Raw genomic sequence first — 18513 nt, 5'->3', positions numbered from 1 at the left:
AATCGGACGCAACGGGAGGACCATAGCACGCATGCGGAGATTCCTGCTTCTCCTGCCGCTGCTCGCGTTCGGCGCCTGCGCCTCTACCGTGCGCTGGGAGAAGCAGGGTGCCGACCTGGCTACGATCGAGCACGATTCGCAGGAGTGCCGGGTCGCGGCACAACGCGAGGCATTCCGCTATTCGACCCCGCCCTTCCCCTACTGGTACGGGTTCGGCTACGGCGCGCCGTCCGCTTGGTTCGGACGCGGCTATTCCTTCTCGCGCCTGAGCTGGGAGACCGACCGGCTGTTTGCCGAGAGCCGGCTCGCTGCCTTCTGCATGCGCAGCCGCGGCTACGAGCTGGTGCGCGTCGAGGAGCCGAAAGGCTAGCCCGGCTTCGTCCCGTCCTCGATCGAGCGCAGCAGCACCGGCCAGTATTCCTTGCCGTGGCCGAGCGCGACGGCGCGTTCCATCAGCTCGCGCGCCACGTCGGAGCCGAGCGCCGGCACGCCCTTCTCCTCGGCCATCTCGATGGCATAGGACAGGTCCTTCAGCGCGTACTCGGTCGAGAAGGCCCGCTCGGGAAAAACCCCCGGCAGCATCGCCTTCATGCCGTGGTTCCTGAGAGCGAAAGAATCGGCCGAGCCCTTGGTCAGCGTCTCGAACAGCACCCTGCCATCGACGCCGTGCGCGCGCGCGATCGACAGCGCCTCGGCCAGCGCCACGCCGGTCTGGAACAGGATCATGTTGTTGAGGATCTTGACGGCCTGGCCCGCGCCCGCCTCGCCGCAATGCGTCACCTCGCTCGCCATGGTGCGCAGCAGTGGCTCGATGCGCCGGAAGGTCGCCTCGGTAGCCCCGACCATGATCGAGAGCGTGCCGTCGATCGCCGCCTGGCGGGTGCGCGCGACCGGCGCGTCCGCGAAAGCCGTGCCCTTGCCCTCGAACTCGGCATAAAGCCGGCGCGCCAGCGATACCGGCGCCGTCGACAGGTCGATCACGCTCCAGCCGGGCCGCGCCTTCCAGACCAGCCCGCCCTCGCCCAGGCAGACCTGCTCGACTTCCTTGCCGCCGGGCAACGACAGGAAGATGGTCGTGCACTCGGCCGCGATCTCTTCGACAGAGGCGCTCCTCACGCCATCGGCGGCAAGCCGCCCGAGCGGCGCGCGATCGCGGTCGGCCGCCAACACGGTTCTGCCGATCTTCGCGGCGAGATTGCGGCACATCGGCTCGCCCATGGTGCCGACGCCGATGAATCCGATCTTGTCCGTCATGTCAGTCCACGATGAAGAGTTTGGCGCCCTTTTCGGTGCGCGAACGATGGCCGAGCGTGTTGTCGGCGACCTGATAGCTCTGGCCGGGCTTCAACACCACCGTCTTGCCATCGGCCAATTCGGTGTGCAGTTCGCCCTCGAGGACGAGCAGCACGTGACCCTTCTGGCACCAATGATCGGCGAGATAGCCCGGCGTGTACTCGACCATGCGCACGCGGATGTTGTTGAAGGTGCGCGTGCGCCAGTAGGCCTTGCCCGTCTCGCCCGGATGCTCCGTGCGTTCCACGCCCTGCCAGTCCGTGGTGCCGAAGGGGATGTCGAACATCAGCATGGCCCTTACTCCCACCGCTCCAGCGCCCGCGCAAGGCTCTCGCGGCCGCGATAGAGCATGGCGCGCCAGCCGGCCATGCGGGCGCCGTCGACATTGGCCGCCTTGTCGTCGACGAACAGGATGGCCTGCGCCGCCGTCACGCCGATGCGCGCCTGCGCGTTGGTGAAGAAGACGCGGTCGGGCTTGCAGACGCCGAGCGCCGCAGAATAGATCATCTCGTCGAAATGCTGTCCGATCCCGACCGTGTCGCGGAGATGGGCGATGCGGTGATGCTCCTGGTTGGTGGCGGCGAACACCCGGCCTCCGGTGCGCCTTCGCCAGGCGTCGGCCATCGCCAGCACCTCGCGGTCGATCACGGCGTCCTTCTCGAACCAGTAGGCGACGAACGCCTCCAGCCGATCCGCCAGCCCCTTGCCGGCGAGATATTCCTGCAGCGCGGCATAAAGATCGAGGCGCCCGCGCAACACCTGCTCGAACGGCTCGCGCAGGAAGAATTCGGGCGCCAGCTCGCGGTCGTGGCTGAGCCCCCAGTCAGCCTCGAGGGTGGCGTACCACGGCGCGTCGGAGCCGGGCTGGGCGAGCGAGACGACGCCGTCGATGTCGAGGACGAGAACGGGGCTGGAGCTCATGGTCGCGCATGCTACAGCAGCGCCATGCAACTCGTCGTCCCCGCTCCGGAGCACCTCGAGGCCTATGCCGACGCCCTGCGTCGAGGCTGGTCACCCGACAACGTCCGCTTGGAGGCGGCGGCTCGCGAGGAACTGGCGCGGATCGCGCACGACCCGGTGGGCTTCCTGCTCGGGATGGACGACCGCCAGGCGCGCGGCGGACCGATCACCCTGCCCGATGGTCGCCAAGTGCCACGTTTGCCCGGCTACAGGCGGTGGATGTGGGATGGCACGTTCTGCGGATCTATCGGTCTTCGCTGGCAACCCGGTACCGACGCACTGCCTTCGTATGTCCTGGGACACATAGGCTACGCGGTCGTTCCCTGGAAACGCCGACGGGGCTACGCCACCCGGGCGCTGGCGTTGATGATGGTAGAGGCCAGGCGCGAGGGACTTTCCTCCGTCGAACTGACCACCGACCCCGACAACGAGGTCTCGCAGAAGGTGATCCTCGCCAACGGCGGTGCGTTCATCGAGCGCTTCCATGCGGCGCTCTACGGTAAGGACGAGCTGCGCTTCCGGATTCCACTCTGACGCTTCAGCGCGAGCCCGAGCGGACGATGGTCTCGACGACGGCGGCCAGCACGGCGAGGCTGCGGGCCTTGAGGGCACGCGAGGAATCGCGCTCGCCGATCTGGCCTTCGAGGACCAGGGTGATGAAGCCGTGCACGGTGGCCCAGGCGAAGTCGCTCATGCGGTCCTTCACGTCGGCCGAGGCGTCGGGAATGACCGCTTCGACCGCCCCCCCATGCCGCTCGCGCGCCTCCTTCGCCGCGGCCGCCAGGGCCGGTGTCTCGAAGCGGTCTGATTCGCGGTTGAACATGAGCCGGAACAGCATGGGATTGGCCGCCGCGAAGGCCATGTAGCCCACGCCCTGCGCCACCAGCCGGGCGGCCGGATCGTCGGCGGCCCGGCCGGCCTCCCTGGCCATGGCGGCAGAGAGCTCGCGCCAGCCGCGCGTGGCGATCTCGGCCAGCAGATCGTCCATCGACCTGAAGTGATGCGCCGGCGCAGCATGCGAGACCTCCGCCCGCCGCGCACATTCGCGCAGGGTGAAGCCGAGCAGCCCCTTTTCCTCCAGGAGCTTGCGGCCGGCGGAAACGAGCGCTTCGCGAAGCTCGCCGTGGTGATAGGGCTTGCCGGGCCTTGCCATGGCCGGACAAGCCCCCTTTGGCCTGTGGGAGTCAAGGAATTGGCATTGCCTGTCGGCGGCTAGATTAATTTTGACACAGAAAAGATCTCCGCCAACCACCCTCTTCTCGTCCCGCTGGCCCTTCCGCCGCTCACTCCGGTGCGGGATGACTTCGCTCCCTGGCTGTGTCTTCGTTAGCCTCATGACCCTCGAACTCTGGCTCGCCTTCGCCGCCGCCTCCTCCATCCTCCTGATCATCCCCGGCCCGACCGTCCTCTTGGTCGTGTCCTATGCCCTCGGCCAGGGCTGGCGAACGGCGCTGCCCATGGCGGTCGGCGTCGCGCTGGGCGACTTCACCGCCATGACGCTGTCGATGCTGGGCGTGGGCGCCCTGCTCGCCGCCTCGGCAACGCTGTTCACTGCCCTGAAATGGGTCGGCGCAGCCTACCTCGTCTATCTCGGCGTCAAGCTCTGGCGCGCCGGCGGTGCGATCGAGGCGGCGCCCCGCACCGATGCCGTCTCGGCGCCCAGGATGCTGGGCCATGCCTGGCTGGTGACGGCACTCAATCCCAAGAGCATCACCTTCTTCGTCGCCTTCCTGCCGGCGTTCCTCGATCCGCGCGCCGATTTCGTGACGCAGATGCTGGTGTTCGAGACGACGTTCCTGGTGCTCGCCTTCGCCAACGCCCTCGGCTACGCCCTGGTCGCCTCGCGGGCGCGCGGCATGGTCGCCAACCCGCGTGCGATCGGCACCTTCAACAAGGTCGGCGGCGGCCTGCTGATCGGCGCCGGCGTAGCGACGGTTGTCGTGCAGGCGCGGAACTGAGCTAGGCCATCGCCGCCAGCAGCTCGCCGCGCAGCCACTTGTTGGCCGGGTCGGCGTCCATCGCCTCGTGCCAATAGAGGAAGAGATCGAACGGTGGCACGGCGAACGGCAGGGCGAACAGCCGCGTGCCACCGCCGGACCGCAGCCCGCACCCTGCGGATCGTCGACGGCCCCGACGAGGTCCATCGCGATCAGATCGGCAAGCTCGAGCTCAGGAAGTACAACTGATACCGCGGGCCAGAGGTCCTCGGCCCCCCGTTCATCCCCGCTCCGCCCGGCGCATGTGACGCATGGCCGAGAACAGCAGGCCCGCGCCGATCAGCATGGCGACGACGCCGCCGGCGATGCCGAACCGGCTCCGCGAGGATTGCTCCGGCGCGTCTTCGACGATCATCGGCCGCGCCAGCGTCTCGTCGGGCAGATAGCGTATCGTGGTCTCGCGCTGCACGAGCCGCCCGTCGCGCGTGACCTTCTTCCAGAATTCTTCGCTGATCGCGGTGGGGCCGTAGTGATGCACGGCGCCTTCCGGCCCCTTCCAGGAAAGCCGCACCGCATAAGACATCGAGCCGCTGTCGCCCTGCTTGCGCGCCACCGCGTCGAGGATGGTCGCCGTCGCCTCGAGGCCGCGGCCTCTCATCGCCTCGTAGCCGCGGGCGTCGGACCAGGCATGGAAGGCCATGAAGCTGCCGCCGAACAGCAGCACGATGCCGAGCACGGTGCGCCGGAGCGGCACTTCGGTCCGACCGAGCTTCGCTGCGGCGTTGCGGCGTAACCAGATGGTGAGGCCGGCAAAGCCCGCCCATGACGCCAGCGCGATGTAGCCCGCGATACCGAGCCAGCGCTGAAGGGACTCGAGGCGGGCCGAGACGTCGGAGCGGACAACCGGCGACGTGCCGTCGTCGATCGCCCTGATCGGCAGGGCGGCGAGCCGCACCTGGTCGCCAGCGACAATGGTGCGCGCCAGACTGGGCGTCACCGGCACGTTGTCGTGCTCGCGCCACGCGCCATCCCTGCCCTGCCATTTTAGGTTCACCGAAAGGTCTTGCTCGACCAGCCGCGGCCGCCAGCCATCGACGGTCAGCGGCAGGCCGGTCTGCTGACGCGCCCCGGTGATCTGGCCGACGGCGTCGTAGCCGCGGTCGAGCACGCGCTGTATCTGGCGCTGGTTGTCCCAGACGCCGAGCACGGCCAGCGAGGCGAGGATGGCAACGAGCAGAAGCAGACGATGGGCGAGCATTGTCCGAAGTCGAAGAAGATGGCGCGCCCGGCTGGATTCGAACCAGCGGCCTACCGCTTAGAAGGCGGTTGCTCTAATCCCCTGAGCTACGGGCGCTCACCAGTGTTTTCAGGCACTTACCGGAAGACGATGCGAACCGCCAGCGCCATGCTGGGGACCGCTTGCTGGGGACTTGGTTCCGACTTCGGTCTCCCATCCCAACCATCGTAGCACGCCGTGGACCACCACCCCTCGACCCGCCCGCCAATATTTCCCCCATATTTTATTGTCGCCAGCGGTGTAACCGGTGTGACGCGTGTAACGAGCCGACAAAGAGCGAGCACCATCAACGACTTGCTCGCCTTCGACTGTGTTTCACCTCTCAATTTTCAAGGTGTGACGGTGTAACAGCTCATCCGTTACACCGTCACACCTCCACTTTCTCAAGGTGTAACGGCGAAGAGCGTCACACTTTGCTGTCGGCATCGATAATTGTTTGTAGGTGTAACACGGTTACACCGTTACACCGTTGGGCTAGGCACCGCCTGCTATTTGACGCGCTCCGCGCTCGACCGAACACGGAATGACTACGCCTTCGCGCTTCTGTTCCACCACCGCCGCGCGCATCATCGCGGGGCGCACAGCGCCAACGCCGGAGCGACGATGCCCTCTCTCAAAGACCTAGACGCTCAGATTCGAGCGGTGGACGAGCTGCTCGGCAAGAAGATGCCGGGACGGGCGCGGACCTCGCTGATGTCCGTGGCGCTCGCGCTCAAGAGCCGCCGCCGCCTGGTCGAGAAGCGGATGGCGAAGGACGAGCGCCAGCGGCGCAGCAAGGGGGACAGTAGCGACCGTGAGGCTCGTCAGACGGCGGCCCAGGCACGTCGTGATCAGCAAGCCACTTCCGATAGGAAGGCAGCCGCATCGAGGTTCGCCAAGACGGTTGATTCGGCCATACGGCAGGATGCTGAGGGCGTGCCCATCGTCCCGCGTCCTCTGCCCTGAGTCAGTACACGAGATTGGCGATCACCACCCGGAACGCCGACGCCTTGGAGATGGCGGCAGCTTAGCCGCGTCCTCCAACAACTCAGGGTGAAGCGATAGGCACGTGCGCGCCCACGGTTGCAGGTTGTACGGCACGCCGTCCGTCATGTCGAAGATGTTGCTGGATCTGTAGATGATCTGCTTGGCCTGCAAGCCGCCCGCAATGCCGTCTTCGGGGGCAAAGAGTTGGGTCGTCGCACCCTCCTCGATGTACCGCACGAGATAAGCCTTCTCGTCTGCCGTCAAGGCATGGAGGCTTTCACGCCGCTGCCGCTCGCGGCGGTGCCTTCGCCAAAGACCCTGCGCGCCTGCGCCGATCGCGAACAGAGCATAGGCGCACAGGAATGCAACGGACACGACGAACGTGATGCCGAACTCCTCCGCATAGCGCTCGCGGAGGCTCTTGAGACCGGCCGTTTCGATCCATTCCCCGCCGAACAGAACGAAGCCCGAAGCCACCGCCAGCGCGACCGCGACGCGAGGCGTGGCCACGCGCACTAGTCCTAGCAAGGTTGAAAAAGGCTCGGCCATGGAGCCCAGTATACACACCTTCACGCGACCTGATTGGTCGGGGGTGCAGTGGGGCGGGGAAAGGTCCCCTTCGCGCACGGCGTGCGCGGCTGGAGTGACAGCCGCAGGTAGTACGGAAAAAATTCGACCCTAGAAGCCGAACGTTTTGGATGGAGGAGTTCCCTGTCTAAGGGAGTGCGCGTTTTCTTTTTTCGCATGGGGGGAAACGCACGTCTCGGGTCCCATTTTCGAGCCCGATTGTGCTGGCTGGCGGTCGCGACCGCCTTGCGCCGCGCTCCCACGTCCACGCTGCCGACCCCCTGCAGCCGTAGGCAGCGTCGATCTCGCTCGCTGCGGCGGGCGCGCCACCTACTGCTACGCTGCTGCCAGCTCCGCCTTGATGCGCTGGACGGCCGACGTACCGACGCCCACTCGCTCGGCAATCTTGCGAACGCCCACGCCGCCCTTGCGAAGCGCCGCCCGAATCGCCCGCTCTTTGTCGCTGTCCAGTCGCGGCCGGCCGAGCTTGCGGCCCTGTGCCACCGCCCGCTCCAGGCCGGCCTTGACCCGCTCACGGATCATCGCCCGCTCGAATTCGGCAAACACGCCCATCATCTGGAACATCGCCTTGCCCGATGGCGTGGTCGTATCGATCCCCTGTTGGTGCAGGTAGAGATCGACGCCCAGCCCGTGAATGTCCGACAGGAAGGCGACCAGCCCTTGCAGCGAGCGGCCCAGCCGATCGATTGACCAAGAAGCGATCACATCGAACTTGCGGCGCGCGGCGTCGCTGCACATGCGGTCGAATGCCGGCCGCTGCACTCGATCCTTCGCACCGCTGATACCGCGATCCTTGTAGACCTCGACAATCTGCCATCCCGCCCGCTCCGCCACTTGGCGCAGCTCGCGCTCCTGATTGTCGGTCGTTTGATGGTCCGTGCTGACCCGCAGGTACAGCGCCACCCTCTTCGACATTGCACCCTCCAACGTTGATCGACGCGGACGAAGCCGCGCCGCTCGCCCCTATACGCCATGCATGTACCGAAATCAAATGTTTACGGTACATGCATGGACGCATGCGCCGAGCCAATGAATTCGGGCCTTCGCGGCTGCCGATTTCCGAGAGGTTTTCGGTACACCGTCCACAACCCGGCTTGACGCGAGTCCAGCCGACCAACACCGTGCACGATGGAGCTGGAAACTCCGTCGAGTACACCTAAGGCGGAGCCGGTCCCGTGAGATCGGCACCGATTGCTTCGCGCTGTCGGGAGTGCGGCGGATACAAGACCCGCAAGGGGAAGAAGCCCGCCGGTCCTTAGGCCGGTTTCCAGCTCCCGGCGCCAGCGACGCACGCTGGAGCGACGGCCTGGAAAGCCGACCTGAGGAGAAAGCCGTGAAAAAGACGATGTCACGTAGAGCCGCACTGGCAACAGCAGCCAGCGTAGCGATAGTCCCCAACGCGCGCGGTCAGGACCGGCCGCAGCTCGCATTAGCATCGAAGTCCGCCGACGATCCCGCCCTACTGGCGGCCGATCGATGCACCAGAGCCCGCCGCCTGTTCAGTTGGGCGAGCAAGCACGCGGAGCGCACCAAGGACTTCAGCCTGGAGCGGCGCGTCAACGCCGTCTATGGCAGCCTTCAGTGGAACCTAATCAACACGCGGGCGACGACGCTCCAGGGCGTGCTTGCGAAGCTGGACGAGCAGCTACCTGAATGCCTGCACGATCCTGAGCCCGACATGGATTCGGTTGCCCTGCAATCGATCTATGCCGACTTGAAGCGCATGGCCGGACACGCCTAGAGCTAGACCACAAGAAACGAGAAGCGACGCTCCCTCTATCGAGTCACCGCCAATGGCTGCCCGCAAAGTCCCAGTATCAAAAGGTCCGCAACCGTCTCGGATCACTCCATTCGAAGCGGCGGTGCGCCTTGCGAGCGACCAGAACATGGATACTCAGCTGGCCGTCGAATTGCTGGAGGAATTCATGATGGCTGGCGCTGTTGCACTGTTGAGCCGCGTCGCCCCTGGACAGCCAGGCGGCCATGGAGGCGAGCCTTACAAGCCTGTTCCCAAGGACACAGTCCTCACGAGACGCTTCGACATTCGAAACGGCGAGTTCCCTCCTGAGGCACCAACGCCCGTCGCAATCCTCGACCTTCCCGAGAACATGGGCGGGAGACAAGTCGTCTACGGCTGGTCGCCTAAGCATCAATATGCGGTCGACTACCCCGACGTTCGCCGCGCCCTCAAACAGTGGCAGGACGAGGCACCAAAGGACCCAGGCGGTGCACCCCCGAAGTGGCATTGGGACCGGGCGCACCGATGGTTACTGGAGCGCATTTTCGGACCCGAGCAATGGCACCCGACTTCGCAAGAAGAGATCGCGACGGCCTACGCATGGTGGTTCCAGAAGTTCCAGCGCAATGAGCCCGAACCGAGCGATCGTCGCGCGCGAGCGGCCGAGCTGTACCGAGCCCTAAATGCCTTTGCCAACCGGCCCAAAGCCGATTCCAAAAACCTCCCCGAGTAGGTAGTTGGACGACGCCTAGCATCGGTTCGCCTACTTGGTTCGCCCTCACCAACGGTGATGGAGCGAGCCAATGCAAGCCAAGATTTCCAGATCCTCGACGAACAGCCCCATAGTGGCGCTCGGCATCCACGAGGACTGGCTTTTCTACATCGACGTGCTGGGTCAGCACCGCGCCCTCCAGGCCTCACAGCTCACCCGAAACACCATCTTCGCCTTGTTCGGCGCATCGGCCGAGTATCTGCAAGCCGCATGGCCCACTCCTGACGGGAGTGATTGGGACGACCGCAAGGCGGCCGAAGCGCTGATATCGGCGGCCATCGCCAAGGGCGTCGTTCTCCCCGAGAACGTGGGCTTTGTCAGTCAGGCACTCGCCGCCGCTGCCGGAGGCGTGCACGGCGATGCGTAGCCACCTCGACAACGTACGCCCCGCCCCTTGGCATCACTTCAATGGCTGGAACGACGGTACGACCCGCGCCCTTGGGCGTCGCCGCCGGCGGAGTGAACCCGCGGAAATGTTCTTCTTCCGCGATTGGCGCGGCCAGGTCGTCGCCTTCCAGGAGCACGAGCTGATGCGTCGCGGCCCCCAACTTGCGCTCTTCGGGAGCCCCGCCGCGATCATCGCCGCTTACCCTCACCTCCGCGAAGGGAGCGACAGTTGGTCGATAGGCGGCGTCGCTGGCCGGCTTCTATTTGAGTGCCGTCATAGGTCAGTGCACGGGCCAAACTGGAAGCCCCAAGAGCGCGGCTTTGCGTTGGTACGCGGCTTGTGGCGACGCGTCGCTCCGGTGGCCTCCATCAGGAGGCCGCAATGACCGATCGGCCCGACGAAGAAACACCCGAACAGCGGGCTATGCGGGAATTCCTCGAATCGCAGGAGGCTACCCGAAGCGTAACGAGCAACGGGCCACGCGACCGCGCCAAGCCGGCGCCAGTAGACCAATCGCAGGCAGCAGCAGACACCACCCAGCGACAGCCCCGCAGTTCGGCTCAGAAGCCCGCCAGGCGCTCGCCGAGCGCTGCGAGCAACGTTGTCCTGTCCGAGTTCGAGATGACTCCACAGGGGCTGATTTGGGCCAGCTCCGACAAGTCCAAGGCGGCGGTCCATGTCTGCGGTCCCTTCGAGGTGGAGGCGCAGACGAGAGACGAGCAGGGCGAGAATTGGGGCGTGCTACTCGGTTGGAACGATCCGGACGGTCGCCACCACGAATGGGCGATGCCGCGCTCGCTCCTGGCGACAGACGGTCGCGAGGTGCGCGCCACCCTTCTCGACCGTGGCCTGTACGTGTCGCCGCTGGAGCCAGCCCGCAAGGCCCTTATGGCTTATCTCTCGGCTTTCAACCCGGAGGCATCGGCGTTGAGCGTATCGCGCGGCGGATGGCACGCCGCCGGCGATCAGTCGGTGTTCGTGCTGCCCGATGAAGTCTTCGGCGCGCCCGCAGGTGAGAGAGTGGTGCTGCAGACCACGCACGCTATGCCTCATGCCTTTCGGCAAGCCGGCGAGATTGCAGAATGGAAAGCCCAGGTCGCAAAGCTGGCCGTTGGCAACACCCGCTTGGCGTTAGCGATCGCCGCCGCCTTCGCGGCCCCTCTTGTCGAGGTGGCCGGCGAGGAATCGGGCGGCATCAACTTCCAGGGTGGGTCGCGGCTCGGCAAGTCCACGGCCCTTCGTGTCGCCGGCAGCGTGTGGGGCGGTGGTGGCGTATCAGGCTACATCAGGCAGTGGCGTGGCACGGCGAACGGCCTCGAAGGCGTCGCAGCTCAACACTGCGATGCGCTCCTCTGTCTGGACGAGATGGGCCAGGTGGACGCGCGCGAGGCTGGCGAGGTCGCCTATCTGCTGGCGAACGGCGCCGGCAAGAGCCGCGCCGGTCGCGACGGTCTATCGCGCACACCGCCGACGTGGCGCACGCTCTTCCTGTCCACTGGCGAGCTGTCGTTGGCCGACAAGATGCAGGAAGCCGGACACCGCGCGCGAGTCGGGCAAGAGGTCCGATTGGTCGACGTGCCCGCCGATGCTGGCGCCGGTAGCGGCATGTTCGAGACCTTGCACGGTTACGCCGATGGCGACGCCTTCGCGCGACATCTTCGCGACATCACGGCAAGGGTCTATGGCACACCCATCCGGGCCTTCCTCCAACGCCTGACAGCCGAGCTGGCCGTTAGCCGGATCAACTTCATTGAGGAACTGAAAGGCGAGCGCGACGAATTCCTTGCCCGCCACGTCCCCGACCAAGCATCGGGACAGGTTCTCTCTGTTGCCGGTCGCTTCGCGCTGGTGGCCGCAGCCGGCAACCTTGCGACGCTATGGGGTCTCACGGGCTGGCCAGCCGGCGAGGCCGAGCGCGCGGCCGGAACGTGCTTCAAGGCGTGGCTGGATCGACGTGGCTCAGCCGGTTCAGGCGAGGTCATGGCCGGCATCGCCCAGGTCGTACAGTTCATCGAGGCGCACGGCGCATCGCGCTTCGAGACCATTGGCGAAGCCGCGCGCGTTGACGGCCATGGTCGAGCAGTCGAAGTCCGAACCATCAACCGCGTCGGCTTCAAACGGAGCGACGAAACCGGCCGACTCCAGTATCTGGTGCTGGCGAAGAGCTGGACGGCGGAAGTCTGCAAAGGCCAGGACGCACGCCTTATCGCTCGCGCCCTTCACGATCAGGGCGCGTTGCTGGCCGATCTATCGAAGACAGGCGGCAAATTCTCCCAGACCGTTCGCGTGCCAGGTCATGGCCCGGTCCGCGTCTACGTCCTCAGCTCGAGGATCCTTGGCGACGACGACGGCGCCGAGGATGAGGCAACCGACGCGGCGACCGACGAAGACGCGCGGCGTGCGCCAGACAGCTCCCTGCCGTTGTCGGACTGACAGTCCCATGACGGGCGCGCGAATCGTTCAGCCCTTCGAGCCCGACGACGACGGGATCACCGTTAGCAATGCCGCACGCATCATCGGTTGCGACCAAACGACGATCCGGGCCCTACTGCGGCTTGGCGAGCTGGAGGGCTGGCGCGTCGGCAAGACCAGGAAGCCGCGAGGCGTGCGGGTCAGCCGCGCCTCTTGCGAGGACTACAAGGATCGCAATGCGATTCGCCCCGATCACACCAGCGCGGCGCCGGACAACCCTGCCCCAAGAACCCGAGCCAAGCGCAGCTCGGCAGTGCTCCGCGAAACACTGGCCGCGTTGCGCGCGCACGGCGTGCGCATCTAGACTCCCCTCAGGAGCATCGACCCCATGACCGTCTACAGGGACAAGCAGCGCAAGAGCCGATGGTGCTACGAATTCGTTGCCAACGGCGTCCGCTATCGAGGCGTGTGCAAGAGCCCGGACGGCGTCTATGCCAGGACGAAGGCCGATGCCACGGCCGCCGAAGTGGCTGCCCGCGCACGCGCCAAGGCCGAGCAAGGCATGGCGAGGAGCGGCATTCGGCCCGGTGCCTACTTGCTGGGCCAGGCGCTTCTCCGTCACATCGGCAACCAGCTCGACAGCAGTGCAAGCCACGTCGCCAGTCTGAGGCGAATCATGGGCGAGCTGCTTCGCTTCTTCGGCCCGGATCGTGCGGTGGTGGACATCGGCGTTGAGGACATCGACGCCTATCGCAAGTTCGCGGTGGCGCAGAAGCGCAGGGTGTGGATCGGCGGACCGCGCAAGGTGGAGGAAGGCGACGAAGACCGGCCGGAGCTGTGGAGAGTGCTCGACCGGCCGCGATCCGCTTCCGAGGTCAACCACTGCCTGGACTGCCTGCGGTCCGCGCTGAGAGCAGCGCACGCCGTGCGCGACCCTCGCACAGGCGAACGAGTGTTGCCCTTCCCGCCCGAGGTGAAGCCGGTCCACAACCCCGGCCGCGACCCGACGCCAATGCCGGAGGCGGAGTTCAGCGCGCGACTTGCCGGCGCCACGCCATGGGTAGCCGAAGCGGCGTCATTGGCGCGCCTCTTCGGTCTCAGGCTCGCGGAGGCCTTGATGCTGGAGGTGCGGCACCTCGACCATGAGGAGCAGTGCATCCGCCTTCGCGCGTCGGAGACGAAGAGCGGCAAGGATCAGCCGGTGTATGGCGGCGATCCCGGCTGGCAGCTCCTCCTCCGGTTGGCCAGCCAGGCGCGACGGCGCGGCCAGACGCGCCTTGTGACGTGGCCGGGGCCGAAGTGGCACAAGGCCGCCCTTCGTGGTGACACCGTCCCGGAGGACGTGTGGCGGCCCTTGAAGAGCATCCGCAAGGGGTGGCTGAACACGGCAGTTCGAGGCGAGATCGACCACCCTCACCGCTTCCACGACCTTCGCGCCGGCTACATCACCGGCATTGCCAAGCTGGGCTCGTCCGCGATCACCAAACGCCTCGCGCGCCATGCCAGCATGGCGACCACCGAGCGCTACATCGCCGTCGCGGCCGACGAGCTGGCGCGCGCGGCGAATCGGGCAGCTAGGCGGCGCGCCCTCCGCGTCGTGAAGTAGCCCACACGGATATGGTGCAGTCGAAGGCGCTGGGGACTTTGCTGGGGACTCACCCGGACTTTCGGCCGAATTCCAGGCCGACAGCGCGAAGCGCGATCCTTGCAGATCAACGCTTTAGCATCGTGCCCGAATTTTAGAAGGCGGTTGCTCTAATCCCCTGAGCTACGGGCGCGTACGCGGAGAATAGCACGGCCGATACAAGGCCTCTCGCAAATGAGCGCGAGTCCTGCGACACGCGGCTGACCGGCCAAACCGGTCAATGCGTCCAGCGACCGACGCGGGTGTAGGCAAAATTGTCGGCGTAGGCTTTCGGTCTGACGGGCCGCGCGTGCGGCCGCTCGATCGTGTACTGCCAGCCGTTGCGCTCGGCGTGCGCCTTGGCCTCGTCGAGTGTGGGAAACCACAGCCGAACCTGCTCCATGGTGTTGCGCGAGGTCGTCCAGCCCATCAGGGGATCGACGCCCTTGGGCGCGATCTCGCTTTCCATCACCCATTCGCGGGTGTTGGCTTGACCCGATTGCATGGCCGTCTTGGCCGGCTTGAAGATACGGACCTTCATCGTTCCCCTTCGACGTCGTCTCGTCCTCGGCTGCGGGGCTGGTCGGGGCGGCCGGATTTGAACCGACGACCTTCTGCGCCCAAGGCAGACGCGCTACCAGACTGCGCTACGCCCCGCTCGTCCCAGGTGCCTGTGCGCGGGGGTTCTACCAGTGTGGCCGCCGCCTCGAAAGCCCCATTTGGCGGTGCTAAGGTCCGGCCATGTTTGACCAGACCCCCGAGGAAGGACGCGGCGGCCGCGCGCCGTCGATCAACGTGCTGGGCGGGCCCTTGCAGCCCTGTTCAGCCGAACCGCTGACGGGATTCTACCGTGACGGGTGTTGCAACACCGGTCGCGAGGATGCCGGCCTGCATACGGTTTGCGCGGTGATGACGAAGGAGTTCCTCGCCTTCTCGAAGTCGGCGGGCAACGATCTTTCCACGCCGATGCCGCAGTACGGCTTCGCCGGCCTCAAGCCGGGCAACCGCTGGTGCCTGTGCGCGGCTCGCTGGAAGGAGGCGCTCGAGGCCGGGGCCGCGCCGCAGGTCGTGCTCGAGGCGACGCACGCCGCAACACTCCACATTGTGTCCCTCGACGAACTCAAAAAATTTGCATTCGATGCGCGCTGATCGGGTATAAAGGCCGACCGCCTGAATTACCCCACTCCCGGCGAGCAAATGCCTGCAACCGCCAGTTCAGCGGCAGTAGACGCTGCCGAGCCGTTCCATCTCGACGAGCAGACCTTCCAAAACGAGATTCGCATCGCACAGTCGATGCACCTCGTTGCGCAGGCCCCGACGCTGGTCTTCGGCAACATCATCGGCGCTCTGATCGGCTGCCTGATTTTCATCGACTATGTCCCCCTTTCGCTGTCCGCCCTGTGGTTGCTGATCCCGTTGCTCTGCCTGCCTATGGTACTGAGCTGGCTCAAGTTGCGCGGCAGGCCGCGGCCGGCCTCGGTGACCCCGCGACGAATCCGCACTCTGACGGTCTACTCGACGATCCTCGGCATCGCCTGGGCGGTGGTGCCAGTCGTCTTCGTCGCCAACAAGGGCGCGGCGCCGCCGCTTGCCGTCGCCATGATGCTGGCCGGCATGACCGTGCTCTGTATGGGTGCCGTCGCCGCGATCTCTCCCCTGCCCGCGGCAACGATCGGCTATTTCCTGCCGTTGCTGACCGTTACCTTCGTGATCGCACTGTTCGAACGGCCAGGCCCCTACAATCCCTGGGCGCTGCTCAGCGGACTGTTGATTCCCGGGATGCTGGCGTTCCTGAACGCCAATTGGCGCAGTTTCAAGCGCAACGTCGCCATCGCCGCCGAACGGGCCGCACTCGCTGCCCAACAGACGCTCGAGGTGGAGCGCCGCGCCCGCGCCGAGGCCGCGGTCAAGACCAGCGAGGAGCGGCTGCGGGCCATCATCGAGGCGTTGCCCATTCCGGTAGCGATCTTTCGATTGTATGACGCCCAGACGGTCTATGCCAATCGCTGGGTAGCGGACCTCGTCGGCCTCACGCTCGAAGAGTTCTTCGCCCTGAAGAGCTCCGATCTTCTCACGCCGCAAGTAGTGGCCGACATGGGGCGGAGGCTGCGCTCGTCGAATGCCGCCATCGAAGACACGGTCCAGCTGCGCCGAAAGGACGGGCAGGAAATGTGGGTGCGGCTGTCGTCGGCACTGATGACTTATGGCGGTGCCAAGTGCGTGCTTACGGCTGCCGAGGACATCACCCTTCGGCGCGAATACGAGGAGCGATTGCGGACGGCCAAGCAGGCAGCCGAGGACGCCAACAAGGCCAAGAGCCAGTTTCTCGCCAACATGAGTCACGAACTGCGTACGCCGCTCAACGCCATCCTCGGCTACACCGAGCTGATGGCCGACGGTATCTATGGGGATCTGCCGGCAAAGGCGGCCGATGTGCTGGAACGCGTGCAGAGCAACGGTCGTCATCTCCTCGACCTGATCAACGACGTGCTCGACCTGTCCAAGATCGAGGCCGGCCAGTTCACCTTGGCCAACGAGCCCTACGACATGGGATCTGTCGTGCAGTCGGTGATCGCCGCCACCGAGGGGCTGGCAAAGAGCAAGGGGATCGGCCTGCGCACCGATGTCTCCTCCGGCCTGCTGGGCGGCATTGGCGACGAGCGGCGGCTCACCCAGGTCCTGCTCAACCTCGTCGGCAATGCACTGAAATTCACCGATGCCGGCACGGTCGAAGTGTCGGTCCGCTGCATCGCCGATCGCTTCGACCTTCGCGTGCGCGATACCGGTCCCGGCATTGCCGCCGAGGACCAACAGCTCATTTTCGAGGAGTTCCGGCAGGTCGACAATACGAGTACCCGCCGCAAGGGCGGCACCGGCCTCGGCCTCGCCATCACCCGACGGATCGTCGAAATGCACGGCGGCACGTTGCGCGTCGAGTCGGCTCCGGGCAAGGGTGCGACCTTCATCGTCGACCTGCCGGTTCAGGCCGGAATTGGGGGTGCCTCGTGACCAAGAGGGTGCTGGTGGTCGAGGATACGGAGGACAACCGACGGATCCTGCGCGACCTGCTCGAGGTCGCAGGATACGGGATCGTCGAGGCCAACGACGGTCTGCAGGGCGTCGCCAGGGCCATCGAAACCACTCCCGACTTGATCCTCATGGACATGCAGATGCCGGGCATCGACGGCTACGAGGCGACCCGTCGCATCAAGGCGAACGAGACGACCAGTCGCATACCGATCATCGCCGTCACGTCCTTCGCGCTGTCCGGCGACCAGGAAAAGGCGATGTCCGCCGGATGCGACGACTACGTCGCCAAGCCCTACAGCCCGCGCGCCCTGCTGGCCAAGATTCGCTCCTACCTCGACTGAGATGCGCAAGCCCCCACTCGTTCTTGTTGCCGACGATATGCCGGCAAACGTGGAAATCCTGCAGATGCGCCTGCAGAGCCGCGGCTATGAAGTCGCGGTGGCTGCCGACGGAAACAGTGCCCTCGCCGGCATCGTCGATCTCAAGCCCGACCTCATCCTGCTCGACATCATGATGCCCGGCATCGACGGCATCGAGGTCTGCCGCCGCGTGCGCGCCGACCCGAGCCTGCCCTACATGCCGATCGTCATGGTTACGGCCAAGACCGACAAGAAGGACGTCGCCGCCGGCCTGGACGCCGGCGCCGACGATTACCTTCCCAAACCGTTCGACCACGCGGAACTCATGGCGCGCGTGCGTTCCATGCTGCGCATCAAGGAGCTCTACGACGAACTCACCGAACTCAACGCCGATCTGGAGCTGCGGGTCCGCGATCAGGTGCAACGAATCGAGCGGTTGGGCCGATTGCGCCGTTTCCTGCCGCCACAGGTCGCCGACCTGATGCTGGCCAAGGGCGAGGCGGTCCTCGACAGCCACCGGCGCGAGATCGTCGTGGCATTCTGCGATCTGCGCGGCTTCACGACCTTCTCCGAAACGGCGGAGCCCGAAGATGTCATGTCGCTGCTGAACACCTATCACAGCACACTCGGCCCGATCATGCAGAAGCATGGCGCCACCGTCGACCGCTTTGCCGGCGATGGTGCAATCTTGTACTTCAACGATCCGCTCCCCGTGCCGGATGCGCCGCAGCGGGCCATTCGCATGGCCGCCGAAATGCGCGCACAGATGGCGGGACTTTGCCACGGCTGGCGCAGGCGCGGCGATGAGTTGGGCTTCGGCGTCGGCATCGCCCAGGGGCATGCCACACTCGGCCGCATCGGCTTCGAGGCACGCTCCGACTACACCGCCATCGGCTCGGTGATGAACCTCGCCGCCCGCCTATCCGATGCGGCCGCGGACGGGGAGATCCTGGTCACGCGTCGTCTCGCCGTGGCTTGCGACGGCATCGCGGAGTTCGACGAGGAGCGGCCGCGCGAGCTAAAGGGCTTCAGTCGGCCGGTGCCAGTCAGCAACCTCAGATCCCTCAAGGCCTGAACAGGGGCTGTTCGCCAGCCTCCCCGTCGTCCGAAAGGTCCATGCGCGTGGTCGAGTCGATCCCGCGCCGCTCG

22 protein-coding genes and 2 tRNA genes are annotated in these 18513 nt (G+C 65.9%); 14 read left to right on the top strand and 10 right to left on the bottom strand.

Going from position 1 to position 18513, the window contains the following annotated elements; translation table 11 throughout:
• Positions 1-31 precede the first annotated feature (31 nt).
• The gene (locus KIT25_12395; protein ID UYN97680.1) at positions 32-370 is read left to right on the top strand and encodes a hypothetical protein; all 339 of its coding nucleotides are present in this window, start codon (positions 32-34) and stop codon (positions 368-370) included.
• Here KIT25_12395 and KIT25_12390 read toward each other — a convergent pair.
• Genes KIT25_12390 through KIT25_12380 form a run of 3 tightly spaced genes read right to left on the bottom strand, consistent with a single transcriptional unit; the run spans position 367 to position 2214 of the window.
• On the bottom strand, positions 367-1254 hold the full coding sequence (locus KIT25_12390) for an NAD(P)-dependent oxidoreductase (GenBank protein ID UYN97679.1): 888 nt from the start codon (positions 1252-1254) through the stop codon (positions 367-369). The genes KIT25_12395 and KIT25_12390 overlap by 4 nt on opposite strands.
• 1 nt (position 1255) lies before the next feature.
• On the bottom strand, positions 1256-1585 hold the full coding sequence (locus KIT25_12385; protein UYN97678.1) for a DHCW motif cupin fold protein: 330 nt from the start codon (positions 1583-1585) through the stop codon (positions 1256-1258).
• A gap of 5 nt (positions 1586-1590) precedes the next feature.
• Positions 1591-2214, bottom strand: coding sequence for an HAD-IA family hydrolase (locus KIT25_12380; protein UYN97677.1), 624 nt, complete (start codon positions 2212-2214; stop codon positions 1591-1593).
• A gap of 24 nt (positions 2215-2238) precedes the next feature.
• Here KIT25_12380 and KIT25_12375 point away from each other — a divergent pair, with 24 nt between their 5' ends.
• Entirely contained in the window at positions 2239-2787 is a 549-nt protein-coding gene (locus KIT25_12375; GenBank protein ID UYN97676.1) for a GNAT family N-acetyltransferase, read from the top strand.
• A gap of 4 nt (positions 2788-2791) precedes the next feature.
• Here the strand turns inward: KIT25_12375 and KIT25_12370 are convergent, their stop codons facing one another.
• Complete coding sequence (locus tag KIT25_12370) at positions 2792-3406, bottom strand: TetR/AcrR family transcriptional regulator (protein UYN97675.1); 615 nt, start codon at positions 3404-3406, stop codon at positions 2792-2794.
• A gap of 181 nt (positions 3407-3587) precedes the next feature.
• On the opposite strand from KIT25_12370, the gene KIT25_12365 reads away from it, so the two are divergent.
• Entirely contained in the window at positions 3588-4211 is a 624-nt protein-coding gene (locus KIT25_12365; protein UYN97674.1) for a LysE family translocator, read from the top strand.
• A 259-nt stretch (positions 4212-4470) separates the two neighbouring features.
• Here KIT25_12365 and KIT25_12360 read toward each other — a convergent pair whose 3' ends face one another.
• Positions 4471-5448 carry a hypothetical protein gene (locus tag KIT25_12360; GenBank protein ID UYN97673.1) on the bottom strand — a complete coding sequence of 326 codons (978 nt, stop codon included), beginning with the start codon at positions 5446-5448 and terminating at the stop codon, positions 4471-4473.
• Positions 5449-5467: 19 nt separating this feature from the next.
• Positions 5468-5544 (bottom strand) — tRNA-Arg (locus tag KIT25_12355).
• A 585-nt stretch (positions 5545-6129) separates the two neighbouring features.
• On the opposite strand from KIT25_12355, the gene KIT25_12350 reads away from it, so the two are divergent.
• Entirely contained in the window at positions 6130-6432 is a 303-nt protein-coding gene (locus KIT25_12350) for a hypothetical protein (GenBank protein UYN97672.1), read from the top strand.
• A gap of 21 nt (positions 6433-6453) precedes the next feature.
• Here the strand turns inward: KIT25_12350 and KIT25_12345 are convergent, their stop codons facing one another.
• Both KIT25_12345 and KIT25_12340 read right to left on the bottom strand, forming a co-directional pair.
• Entirely contained in the window at positions 6454-7002 is a 549-nt protein-coding gene (locus KIT25_12345) for a superinfection exclusion B family protein (GenBank protein UYN97671.1), read from the bottom strand.
• A gap of 354 nt (positions 7003-7356) precedes the next feature.
• Positions 7357-7956: a recombinase family protein gene (locus KIT25_12340; protein UYN97670.1), complete on the bottom strand. Its 600-nt coding sequence runs from the start codon at positions 7954-7956 to the stop codon at positions 7357-7359.
• Positions 7957-8374: 418 nt separating this feature from the next.
• On the opposite strand from KIT25_12340, the gene KIT25_12335 reads away from it, so the two are divergent.
• The 6 genes from KIT25_12335 to KIT25_12310 all read left to right on the top strand — a co-directional run bounded on the left by KIT25_12335 (position 8375) and on the right by KIT25_12310 (position 13957).
• Positions 8375-8782 carry a hypothetical protein gene (locus KIT25_12335; GenBank protein ID UYN97669.1) on the top strand — a complete coding sequence of 136 codons (408 nt, stop codon included), beginning with the start codon at positions 8375-8377 and terminating at the stop codon, positions 8780-8782.
• A 52-nt stretch (positions 8783-8834) separates the two neighbouring features.
• Positions 8835-9512, top strand: coding sequence for a hypothetical protein (locus KIT25_12330; protein ID UYN97668.1), 678 nt, complete (start codon positions 8835-8837; stop codon positions 9510-9512).
• 70 nt (positions 9513-9582) lie between these two features.
• Positions 9583-9918 (top strand): hypothetical protein, encoded by a 336-nt coding sequence (locus KIT25_12325; GenBank protein UYN97667.1) that lies wholly within the window; start codon positions 9583-9585, stop codon positions 9916-9918.
• 402 nt (positions 9919-10320) lie between these two features.
• A complete protein-coding gene (locus KIT25_12320; protein UYN97666.1) occupies positions 10321-12372 on the top strand; it encodes a DUF927 domain-containing protein in 2052 nt (683 codons plus the stop codon).
• 7 nt (positions 12373-12379) lie between these two features.
• Positions 12380-12715 (top strand): hypothetical protein, encoded by a 336-nt coding sequence (locus KIT25_12315; protein UYN97665.1) that lies wholly within the window; start codon positions 12380-12382, stop codon positions 12713-12715.
• 24 nt (positions 12716-12739) lie between these two features.
• Positions 12740-13957, top strand: coding sequence for a site-specific integrase (locus KIT25_12310; GenBank protein ID UYN97664.1), 1218 nt, complete (start codon positions 12740-12742; stop codon positions 13955-13957).
• A 256-nt stretch (positions 13958-14213) separates the two neighbouring features.
• On the opposite strand, the gene KIT25_12305 is transcribed toward KIT25_12310, so the two are convergent.
• A complete protein-coding gene (locus KIT25_12305; GenBank protein ID UYN97663.1) occupies positions 14214-14516 on the bottom strand; it encodes an ETC complex I subunit in 303 nt (100 codons plus the stop codon).
• A 39-nt stretch (positions 14517-14555) separates the two neighbouring features.
• Positions 14556-14632, bottom strand: a tRNA-Pro gene (locus KIT25_12300).
• A gap of 84 nt (positions 14633-14716) precedes the next feature.
• Here KIT25_12300 and KIT25_12295 point away from each other — a divergent pair.
• Genes KIT25_12295 through KIT25_12280 form a run of 4 tightly spaced genes read left to right on the top strand, consistent with a single transcriptional unit; the run spans position 14717 to position 18439 of the window.
• A complete protein-coding gene (locus KIT25_12295) occupies positions 14717-15124 on the top strand; it encodes a DUF2237 domain-containing protein (GenBank protein ID UYN97662.1) in 408 nt (135 codons plus the stop codon).
• A gap of 48 nt (positions 15125-15172) precedes the next feature.
• Entirely contained in the window at positions 15173-16984 is a 1812-nt protein-coding gene (locus KIT25_12290) for a PAS domain S-box protein (protein UYN97661.1), read from the top strand.
• Complete coding sequence (locus KIT25_12285) at positions 16981-17346, top strand: response regulator (GenBank protein UYN97660.1); 366 nt, start codon at positions 16981-16983, stop codon at positions 17344-17346. Before KIT25_12290 ends, KIT25_12285 begins: the two co-directional genes overlap by 4 nt.
• Position 17347: 1 nt before the next feature.
• Positions 17348-18439: a response regulator gene (locus KIT25_12280; GenBank protein UYN97659.1), complete on the top strand. Its 1092-nt coding sequence runs from the start codon at positions 17348-17350 to the stop codon at positions 18437-18439.
• The last annotated feature ends 74 nt before the right edge of the window (positions 18440-18513 follow it).

The sequence above is a fragment of the Enhydrobacter sp. genome, from assembly GCA_025808875.1.
Taxonomy (GTDB): Bacteria; Pseudomonadota; Alphaproteobacteria; order Reyranellales; family Reyranellaceae; genus Reyranella.
This window is presented reverse-complemented; position numbering and strand designations above follow the sequence as displayed.